The 9,957-nt window shown below is 43.1% G+C and carries 9 protein-coding genes; 5 read left to right on the top strand and 4 right to left on the bottom strand.

Features of this window, described 5'->3' with window-relative positions; all coding sequences use genetic code 11:
• From DK857_RS18855 to DK857_RS18870, 4 genes are all read left to right on the top strand, one after another.
• Positions 1 to 566: replication initiation protein (locus tag DK857_RS18855; RefSeq protein ID WP_109402963.1), on the top strand; the 566-nt coding region annotated here is incomplete at its 5' end.
• On the top strand, positions 566 to 988 hold the full coding sequence (locus DK857_RS18860) for a DNA-binding protein (protein WP_109402964.1): 423 nt from the start codon (positions 566 to 568) through the stop codon (positions 986 to 988). The genes DK857_RS18855 and DK857_RS18860, both read left to right, overlap by 1 nt.
• A gap of 276 nt (positions 989 to 1,264) precedes the next feature.
• Positions 1,265 to 3,163 carry a site-specific DNA-methyltransferase gene (locus DK857_RS18865; protein WP_109402965.1) on the top strand — a complete coding sequence of 633 codons (1,899 nt, stop codon included), beginning with the start codon at positions 1,265 to 1,267 and terminating at the stop codon, positions 3,161 to 3,163.
• Positions 3,164 to 3,167: 4 nt separating this feature from the next.
• A complete protein-coding gene (locus DK857_RS18870) occupies positions 3,168 to 5,795 on the top strand; it encodes a DEAD/DEAH box helicase family protein (protein ID WP_109402966.1) in 2,628 nt (875 codons plus the stop codon).
• Positions 5,796 to 5,834: 39 nt separating this feature from the next.
• Here DK857_RS18870 and DK857_RS18875 read toward each other — a convergent pair whose 3' ends face one another.
• Complete coding sequence (locus DK857_RS18875; RefSeq protein WP_109402967.1) at positions 5,835 to 6,419, bottom strand: tRNA modification GTPase; 585 nt, start codon at positions 6,417 to 6,419, stop codon at positions 5,835 to 5,837.
• 12 nt (positions 6,420 to 6,431) lie between these two features.
• Positions 6,432 to 7,547 (bottom strand): MobA/MobL family protein, encoded by a 1,116-nt coding sequence (locus DK857_RS18880; RefSeq protein WP_109402968.1) that lies wholly within the window; start codon positions 7,545 to 7,547, stop codon positions 6,432 to 6,434.
• A 165-nt stretch (positions 7,548 to 7,712) separates the two neighbouring features.
• On the opposite strand from DK857_RS18880, the gene DK857_RS18885 reads away from it, so the two are divergent.
• Positions 7,713 to 8,168 carry a conjugal transfer protein TraD gene (locus DK857_RS18885; protein WP_109402969.1) on the top strand — a complete coding sequence of 152 codons (456 nt, stop codon included), beginning with the start codon at positions 7,713 to 7,715 and terminating at the stop codon, positions 8,166 to 8,168.
• Between the two features lie 277 nt (positions 8,169 to 8,445).
• On the opposite strand, the gene DK857_RS18890 is transcribed toward DK857_RS18885, so the two are convergent.
• Positions 8,446 to 9,066, bottom strand: a complete 621-nt coding sequence (locus tag DK857_RS18890) for a hypothetical protein (protein ID WP_109402970.1) — start codon at positions 9,064 to 9,066, stop codon at positions 8,446 to 8,448.
• 100 nt (positions 9,067 to 9,166) lie between these two features.
• Entirely contained in the window at positions 9,167 to 9,400 is a 234-nt protein-coding gene (locus DK857_RS18895; RefSeq protein WP_109402971.1) for a type II toxin-antitoxin system RelB/DinJ family antitoxin, read from the bottom strand.
• Between the last annotated feature and the right edge of the window lie 557 nt (positions 9,401 to 9,957).

Here is a 9,957-nt window from a genome sequence, read left to right on the forward strand (position 1 = left end):
AAAAAAAATTCCAGCTAACTGCAAATGAGTTTTTTTTGGCTTTTCCTGATATGGGAAAAGAAAATGCTGAACGACACTTACAATCAGCTATAGATCGATTATGGGACAGATCTATTATTATAAATTGGAAGGATAAAAAAGAAGAAATCCGTTGGATTCAAGGAAGGGCTAAATATTTTACTGGAGAGGGAAAAATAGAATTAGTTTTTTCAGATTTGATTATGCCATATTTAACTCAATTAAAAGGCCAATTCACCAGTATTGCTGTTAAAAATGTGTCTGCTCTTAAAAGGACATATAGCATACGAATTTATGAATTATTAATGCAATTTAAGAAGACAGGTGATCGACTTATAAGCGTCGATGATTTCCGGTCTATGCTCGGATTAGAGGAAAAATATATTCAATTTAAAAGATTAAATGACGATGTCATAAAACCGGCGATTCAAGAATTAAATGAAAAAAGCGATCTAATGGTTTTAGTTGATACTGTCAAAAAAGGTCGTAGAGTTGTCGCTTTACACTTCCAATTTAAAGAAGATAAACAAATAAAAATGGCAATCTAATGGCTCAGGTAAGCATTTCAGAAGCAGCTAAGCTAACAGGAAAGAGTCGCAGGACAATACAACGTTATGTCGCGACAGGAAAACTATCACTGTCACACAATAACACGACAGGAAAAAACATTGATATATCAGAACTAATTCGGGTTTTTGGCGAAATAAATAAAGAAGAAGTCACACCCAAAGACACCCCCAAAACAGTGACAATGTCACATTGTGACACCCCTGATAATGACAATTCAAAATTAGAAAATGAGTTACTGAAAAAAGAAATCGAGTTTTTAAAGCAACGATTAGAAGATAAAGATGCTCATATTGATAGTTTAAAAAATGCCATGCTATTAATCGAATCCAAACTAACGCCAACACCCGAACCTGTTGCACTGGTGACAACCAAAAAACCGTGGCAATTCTGGAAAAAATAGCCGTTTGATGCCATTTTCACCGCGAAACCGAAATCGTCATTTTGATAACAAATAACTAACACAAAAATGGGGCTTTTTACGGGGAGAAGATAGGGAGTTTTGAGCTGTTGAGGTGATTTTTTGAATGAGTGCCTAAGCGGGTGTGCGCTTAAGCACCTTTATGTTAAATAACCGTGTTTTTCTCAACTTTATCACTGTTCAATGATGAGCCTGTTTCTGTATCGTCAACCTTTCCCTATAATCCTTCCCATTTTCAATCTGTCATAAGGCAATGACATGCAAACTAAATTAATCAGTGAACTGAACAAAGTATTAAAAGCCTTCCCTCAATTCTGGAATGGCGAAGAATTACACCGCTCGATGGTGATTGACGCAATCAACCACAAACAGCCGGACGTTATAAAAGCATTAGTGGCAAATGAAAAAATCAAATCCGTTTACGGCAATGATATTGACGGTATTTTTATTTTTGATTTTGATAATTTATGCAAACTACTGAAATACAAAGAATACTGGGCAAACAGCTTCACAAAATACCGTAATAAAGTAGGATTAACCAGTGAAGGGAAATACCTTGATTACAGCTCTGACGTAGTGCTGGACTTTCCGTTTAAGGATTGTGTGCTTGAAGGTGGCATGACCAAAGAAGATCAGGGTAAAGATGAGGTTTACTATAATGAAATCATTGCTTGTGATGAAATTGACCGTCTATTTTCAGAGAAAATTTTAAAAAACACCAAGCGCTATACAAAGGATGGCGCAACGGAAAACGTTACTAAATTTAATGATAAAGATAACCTGATCATTAAAGGAAATAATCTAATTGCATTGCACTCATTAAAAACGCGGTACGCCGGAAAAGTAAAATTAATCTATATAGATCCACCATATAACACAGGCGTTGACAGTTTTAAGTATAATGACAAATTTAATCACTCAACGTGGCTTGTATTTATTAAAAACAGACTTGAGGTAGCTAAGGATTTATTATCTGACGATGGTAGCATATGGATAACTTTAGATGACGTAGAAATAAGTTATTTAAAAGTCCTATGTGATTCGGTCTTTGGTAGAGATTGTTTTGTTAATATAATTGCATGGCAGCATTCAGACAACAGCAACAATAACGCCCTTGTTTTCTCTGAAGATTTTAACCATATATTAGTTTACTCAAAGAAGCCAAATTGGAAGCCGGCATTCCTTGATGACCCAGAAAAAAGAAAACATTTTAAAAACCCTGATAATGACCCTAATGGCCCTTGGTTTGATGGAAATCCAGTGGGAAACCCAGGATTAAGAACCAACCTGCAATTTGATATAATCACGCCAAATGGGAATGTTATAAAACATCCTGCAAATGGATGGAGATGGTCAAAACAAACCATGGATGAGAAATTCAAAACTGGAGAACTAAGATACTCAGAGGATCAAACCAGAGTAATAAGAAGAAGTTATCTAAAGGATATGGGAGGACTCCCCCCCTCTAACCTATGGTCAAATTTAGAGCGAACCGGACATACGAGAAAAGCCAAATATGAATTAAAAAAATTATTCCCAGACGTCCCTGTAACAAGTCTGTTTTCAACACCAAAACCAGAACTTTTGATTAATCACATATTAAATTTAGGCTCATCTCGTAATGATATTGTCTTAGATTTTTTTCTAGGTAGCGGAACAACTGCTGCTGTCGCCCATAAAATGGGACGCCGCTATATCGGCATTGAGCAGATGGATTACATAAAAAACATCACCGTGCCACGCCTGCAAAAAGTTATTGATGGCGAGCAGGGAGGAATATCCAAAAACATCAACTGGCAGGGTGGTGGCAGCTTTGTTTATGCCGAGTTGATGGAGCTGAATGTCTACTTCGTGCATGAGATCCAGAAAGCACAATCCAACGAAGAACTGGAAAAACTCTTTGCGGTGATGAAAACAGAAGCACACCTCAATTATCAAGTAGCGTTGGAAAACGTGCTGTCTGCTGAGTACGAGATGGACGGCATTCCGCGTAAAGTCGCGTTCAGTGAACTGGAGTTGCACGAACAGAAACAACTGCTGATTGAGATCCTCGATAAAAATCAGCTTTATGTGAACGCCTCCGAGATAGACGACAGTGACCTGAATATCTCAGAGAGTGACAAAACCTTTACCCGCAGCTTCTACGGGATGGAGTAACAGCATGGCGAAGAAACCGAAATCCGCCGGCGGTGAGAAGCTGCTGTTTAACAAACTTAACCAATTTGATGAGCCGGGGCTGTTCCACGACCATTATGAGACGCCGGATTATATTCAGGCAAATCTGAAAGATACCCTGCGCCCGTATCAACACGGCGCGTTGCGTTACCTGCATTACACGCAGCGTAAACGGGATGAGGCGCAACTGCATTACCGTCACCTGCTGTTTCACATGGCGACTGGTGCCGGGAAAACGATGGTGATGGCGGGTACGATACTCTATCTGTTTAAAGAGTACGGGTATCAGAACTTCATCTTCTTCGTGCATACCGACGCGATTATCCAGAAAACCCGTGAGAACCTGCTTAACCCGCAGTCGCCGAAATACTTATTCAGTCAGGATGTGGAAATCGACGGGGAAAAAATCACCATTGCACCGGTGGAGACGTTCCCGGCCGCGCCGGAGCGCAACACGATTTACCTCAAGCTCTCGACCATCCACAAGATGCACGATGAGCTGAACAGCTACCGTGAAAACAGCATCACCTACGAGGATTTAAAAGAAATTCCGCTCGTGCTGCTCGGGGACGAAGCGCATCACTTCAACGCCGGTACGAAAGCCAAAGGAAAAGCGAAAAACTCATCGGAGAACGAGGAGCAGACTTGGGAGCGCACGATTGAGAACATTCTCGACCTGCGACCAGATAACCGCCTGTTCGAGTTCACCGCCACCATTGACCTCGCGAATAAAGACATCGGGCAAAAATACCGTGACAAAGTGGTGTATCAGTATGATTTAAAACAGTTCATGTCAGATGGTTACTCGAAAAAAGTCATGTTACTGGAAGCGAACCAGAACGACACTGACAAGATGCTCGATGCGGTACTGTTAAGCCAGTACCGTAAACTGGTGGCAGCGGATCACGATATCACCGGCTTCAAACCGGTCATTTTGTTCAAATCGAATAAAATCGCCATCTCGAAAGCGAAGCAGGATGAATTTTCGCAACTGATTGCCGCACTGACACCCGAGAGCGTCAGACGCCATCTGGCGAATAAAAAAGTACAACTCAGCTCTGACACCAGTATCTGGCACAAAGTGATACAGCGTTATGCTGACAGCGATTTGGTAACTGTTACCGGACAGATTCAGGAAGATTTTAACGACTTCAACCTGCTGAACGTCAACAAATCAGACCTGCTGGAAGAAAACCCCGTTCTGCTGAACACGCTGGAAGAAGTCGATAATCCGGTAAGAGCCGTTTTTGCTGTGGCGAAAGTCAATGAAGGCTGGGACGTACTCAATCTCTATGACATTGTCCGTATCAGTGAGCAGGCGAGCAGCAGCAAAACTGGCACGGACAGCGAAGCCCAGCTTATCGGACGCGGTGCGCGTTACTACCCGTTTGTTTATGACGGTAAACGCAGCTTCACCCGCCGGTTTGATAACAGCGCAAAAGCGTTAAGCGTACTGGAGCAACTGCACTACCACACCATCAATGAACCGGCGTATATCAAAACGCTGCACGCATCCCTTGAACAAGCAGACATTGACGCGCATCAGGATGGCGGCGGCACGGTTGAGCATGCCAGACTGAAAGCGGACTTTAAAAAATCCGCGGTGTATCAGACCGGGAAGCTGTATTTCAACGAAGTGGAAGAAATCGAGAGCAGCAGCCGTAACTGGGAAACGTACTCACTGGAAACGCGCTTTGAAATACCGTACCAAACTGCCGGTGAAGAGTCGCTGGACAACCTGACAGGAACAACGGGGGGCATTACAAAAGACGAACCGCTGGTATTGGATGCGCGTTTTTACCGCAAGGCGATGCAGAAAATCCGTTTCTACACACTGGATAACCTGCAACGTTTTTTCCCGAAGCTGACCACTATTCGAGAGTTTATCAACAGCAAGGACTATCTAGGCAAACTGGTCATCACTGTCACCGTGCCGCAGTCACTGGATTTCTCCGCCGTACCGGCAAAAGACAAACTGCATCTGCTGGAAACCGTCCTGCTGCGTATTGCAGAGAACATACGACGCAATGACCAGAAAGTGAAAGGCACGTACCGCTTTATCAGTCAGCCGGTGAAAGATGTTATCAAGGACTACAGCCTGCACATTGACCCGTCGGTTATCATTAACCAGAAAATAACTGCCACACAGACGGTCGGTAAAAAATGGTACGTGTATGACAATGCGATACTGAATCAGCTAGAGCATCGTCTGATAAAAACGCTGGAAACCTTTATGCCGAAACTCAAAGCCCGTTACGACGATATTTACGTGCTGCGTAACGATGAGCAGTCAACGCGCTTTAAGCTCACAGAATTCGGCGGTGTACGCGGTTTTATGCCGGATTTCATCATGATACTGACGCGCCATGCGGATAATACTTACTGGCAGGTTTTCCTTGAGCCGAAAGGGGATGATAGGTTGCAGGGTGACGCATGGAAAGAGCGAATGTTGGAAACCCTGAATGACCGTGAACGCATTGTGATTGATGAAAATGAGGACGTCAGACTGGTCGGGATTAAGTTCTTTGCTAACAGTCAGATGGACGCATTCGTCACCGACATGCAGAACAGGTTAAATGAGGGCGAACCACTAGAAACCACCTCGCTACTTTGACGACTTGCACGGGAAAACGGCGTATTCAGCGCCGTTTTTTTATTGTTTGATAATCAGATATGTGTCTTTTTTATCACCATATGACTGCCTTGTATCCACTTTCACACAAGGTTTTCCGTCACACGTGGAGATATCAGCCAGCGGGGCTTTTTTCTGCCAGACCGCTTCCATACGTTGCATTTTTGCAATTCGGTCATAGCCACTGTCGATAAAATAAAACATCCCCCAGAGACAGCCCCCCATGACAGCAACCATTGTCAGGGCGATATAAATCGCGGATTTCCACGTATAACGAGACATTTCACGTCGCATTGCACTCACGGATTCATTAGCTGCTGTAACCACCTGATTGAGTGCATTAACGGCGGGTTTCTGATGCACCAATCCCGTTTGTTTGAGTTCTTTTTCAACCTGAGTTAAAGCGGTACTCACCGATTGCCTGATCGTGTCGGTCATCTTACCGGAGGCACTGTCCAATTCATGGATCACCTGAGCCAATTGTGCTGTTTGGCGGCTTAATTTGGCGGATTCCGCCTGAAATTCTTCAATCAACGCCGCCACACGCTTTTCCTGCGCTTGCTGATGCCCAATCAGCGCCGCAATTTTTTTAATCTCATCACTCATACAAAATCCTGTTTATCGGGAAAATGACCAGCCTTTATCGGGCTTTTGTCGTTTCTGCTCGGCGAGTCGCTGCCGTTCTTTTTCCTGCTGACGCTGTTGCTCAGCCCAATACTCACGCTCCTGCTGCTTAACCATGTCCTGATGAATGCCCTGAAACTCCGCCATCGCATCGTTAACAAGGGACTGAAGATCGATTTCTTCCTGTATGTCCTTCATGGCATCACTGACCAGTGCGCTCAACTTGTCAGACTCTTTTTCAAAATCAAACGCTTTGTCTGAAGTCGCTTTCGACTGAGGCTCTGACGTCTGCTCGTGTTTCAGTGTCAGATTATCACGCTCGCTAAGGGCTTCCCGTAGCGTGGTGGTAACATCAATCACGCTGTTACATTCATCACGACAATGCTGAGCCTGTCGCTCCGCTTCTCTGCGCTCCATCAGGGCGTGTAACTGCGCGGGTTCAAACTGCCTGACCTGTCCTGCGCCAAAATGTCGCTCCGGCTCACGCTCAATCCCCTGTGCTTTCAGGGAACGCGCATCAACGCGGTCGATATGCTGATACCGTTCAAGATGCTTATTCTGTAAGTCAGCCCAGCGTTCTCGCTGGGCGATAAGGTATGCCTTGCGTTCGGTCGGCGTTTCGCCAAAACGAGCTTTTTTTGCGCCGCCCCGTTCAGGGTTTTTCGTGTTAGCCCGTTTAAAATAGGGCTGCGGGTCACGCTCAATACCGTCATTAAGCCGTTCAGAGAACATAATATGCGCATGCGGTTGTTCGCCGCCTTCAATCGCCGCTCTGGGGTTATGAATGGCAAATTGATAGGCGTGCCGGTCACCAATTTCCTGTTGAACAAAATCACGAACAAGCTCAAGGCGTTGTGCGGGTGTCAATTCACGTGGCAGGGCAATTTCAATTTCGCGGTAGGTACAGCCGTTGGCACGTTCAAACGTGTCAGCGGCTTTCCAAAACTCGGACGGTTTATGCGCTGCCCATGCGGGCATATTGCCGGACTCTTGATGCTCAAGGTCGTTGTCTTTTTCACGGGCATATTTTCCCTCACGCGCAATATAATCGGCATGGGAAGCGGCTTTGCCTTTCCCGCCGGTTTTAACGCTGAGATGATAAGATGCCATGCTGTTTTCGCCCGCTGCAAGCGCGCACCGTTTCTAAACAAAGTGAAGAAACGTCTAAGTGCGCCCTATCAATAAAAAGGATGATAGGGATTGTAGTGGAATTTGACCTGAGTTGCCAATCATGAGCATAATTATTTCATTCTAAAAACAGCATGAGTGGTAAAGATGAAAAACGAAAAACAGGCTAAATGGGTGGCAGACAGAGTGCAATATATCCGTGGTTTAAAAGCACCGAATGAGCAACAACGCTTATTGGTGATTTTGCACGATAAAGCGGATAAAACTGCCCAAGAAATAAAGACGCTCTCATTGTTAATTCAGGCGGAGCGGGCAGCAGAAAAAGCACAGGAAGCCCGCGCGAAAGTGATGAATCTTATTCAAGCAGAGAAGCGGGCAGAAGCCAAAGCCGCCCGTAAAGCGCGTGACCATGCCCTTTATCAATCAGCGGGGTTACTCATTATGGCGGGGTTAGTGGACAGTCAAACGGGTAAACCGGTAGATGACCCCGCGAAACTACTGGGTGCATTAGTCAGCTTGCATGAATTATCCCGTGATAATCCCAAATGGGAAGAATGGAAAATAAAGGGGCAAGCATTATTCAATCAGAAAAAGGAAGATTAGAACGGTTTTTGTCGGATCTGAGGGCGTTTTTAACATCCCGTTTTTTCGTCCGGTTTTTATCGCCAAACCGCTTCAAGTCACAAACAAGTTTGCGACTTGAAGCGGTTTACCCCTGAGAACGTCTGCCCTCTAGAATCCTATTCAAATGCTATGAACAATTTTTGTTACAAACTTTATCAACTAGCCAATAAAAAGATCTTTCCTCAAAAACGTAAATGGTTGAACATCGATAAATATACTGTTGTTGTATGTAACTAATTGTTTAAGAGTAACATTCTTAAACAATGCCTGTGCATGCCTTAAATTTCTTTACAATGCTTGGTAGTGTTATGGTTAATAAATTTATACTAAAAGTTTCAATTGTATATTCATATAAATCTTCATTTAAAATGAACTTGTTTCGTTCTTCATCATTTTCAGTGAATACATCCGTTAAATAGAAATAAAGAATAGTATTGTTATATGTTTTTAACATATTCTCTCCTCTTCCTTTATTAGAATATATAAATGGCAGTATTATCTCGTAATAATACTCAAAGGATTCTATTAACGTTCTCTTTCTAGCATCTAATATACGGTCATTCATTATAAGGTCATGTACTAGCAACTCTTTTAATTTGTAAAAAATATCCTCATTATCTTCGTATACCTTATTAATAGCGAGAAAGTATGCAGAGATAAACGATGTAAACATCAAACTTGCAGTTTTCAAGTCAACCTTTTCACACAATAATCCATTTTTTGATGTTTCAATCAAAAATGGAAATACACTTTCAACGCACTCCGTTTGTAGCTTTACTATTGATGCTCTTATATTTTTTGCTTTGATATTATCAAAAAATCCCATAATTAGTTTCCTATGTGGGGTATCGAATTCAGGGGAGGCTGCGTAGAACATAAGCACGCCTGTGGCGTGAGCATCGCGGCAGAGCCGCTCTATTTCTAGGCAATTCCTTTCTCGTCTTTTATACTCTGCTCCATGTATATACCCAGACCCGCTAAATTGCTATTTCAATACGATGACCTTTTCCTGAATCTAATTCAGACATAGCGACTTGCGTTTTTTTATTCGGGGTTTTTACCTCAAAAGGAAGTTTACCCTCGTCAGCAACACGTATCATAACCATACGGATCACATCGGAAGTATTCAGTCCTATCTTTTCAAGTGCCTGTACTGCACGGTCTTTAACATCCTGCGGGATTCGGGCTTTAACAGTTGCGTCAGCGATCATAACATCCTCCTAAATAATCAGGAGTTAATACAAAAACTCCTGTTGAATTATAGTTGTTGTGTACCTATTGTGACCACAAATCAATATTCTTAGAACAGGGGGGTAATACCCTCTAAAACGCCACAGAAAATCCATGGCGAGGTTTTATTGGTTCGATAATGGAATTTATCATCTAATACTGAAAACATGGCACAGAGGCGCAAACAACCACCTTCCTGATTGAGCCGTGAGCGAAGCGAACTCAATGACACGGAAAAAACAGCGGCGCAGTGGCTGGACGGTCGGAGACAAAAGAGAGGGACAGCGAGTTGCCCGAGCAAAGCGAGGGAGCTACTGAGGTGTTTTAAGACTGTTTTGGAAAGGAGCAAACAAAGTTTGCGACATCCTTTTAATTACCGAAAAACGTGATGTATCTGACAACTTTGGTTGAGTTATTCACAGGCATTTCCCTTTTTAACTTGTTTTTTTGTTTTTTATCTTGTTTTCTGCTGGTTTTATTTTATTTAAATCAATGTGATACACACCTATAGGTCGGTAAAATTACGGTAATAGGTCGG

It is taken from the genome of Proteus terrae (assembly GCF_003144325.1).
Taxonomy (GTDB): Bacteria; Pseudomonadota; Gammaproteobacteria; order Enterobacterales; family Enterobacteriaceae; genus Proteus; species Proteus terrae.

Bases quoted from the DNA above. Each gene is read 5' to 3' on its own strand.
- DK857_RS18860 (WP_109402964.1), top strand. From the start codon at position 566: ATGGCTCAGGTAAGCATTTCAGAAGCAGCTAAGCTAACAGGAAAGAGT.
- DK857_RS18865 (WP_109402965.1), top strand. From the start codon at position 1,265: ATGCAAACTAAATTAATCAGTGAACTGAACAAAGTATTAAAAGCCTTC.
- DK857_RS18870 (WP_109402966.1), top strand. From the start codon at position 3,168: ATGGCGAAGAAACCGAAATCCGCCGGCGGTGAGAAGCTGCTGTTTAAC.
- DK857_RS18875 (WP_109402967.1), bottom strand. From the start codon at position 6,419: ATGAGTGATGAGATTAAAAAAATTGCGGCGCTGATTGGGCATCAGCAA.
- DK857_RS18880 (WP_109402968.1), bottom strand. From the start codon at position 7,547: ATGGCATCTTATCATCTCAGCGTTAAAACCGGCGGGAAAGGCAAAGCC.
- DK857_RS18885 (WP_109402969.1), top strand. From the start codon at position 7,713: ATGAAAAACGAAAAACAGGCTAAATGGGTGGCAGACAGAGTGCAATAT.
- DK857_RS18890 (WP_109402970.1), bottom strand. From the start codon at position 9,066: ATGTTCTACGCAGCCTCCCCTGAATTCGATACCCCACATAGGAAACTA.
- DK857_RS18895 (WP_109402971.1), bottom strand. From the start codon at position 9,400: ATGATCGCTGACGCAACTGTTAAAGCCCGAATCCCGCAGGATGTTAAA.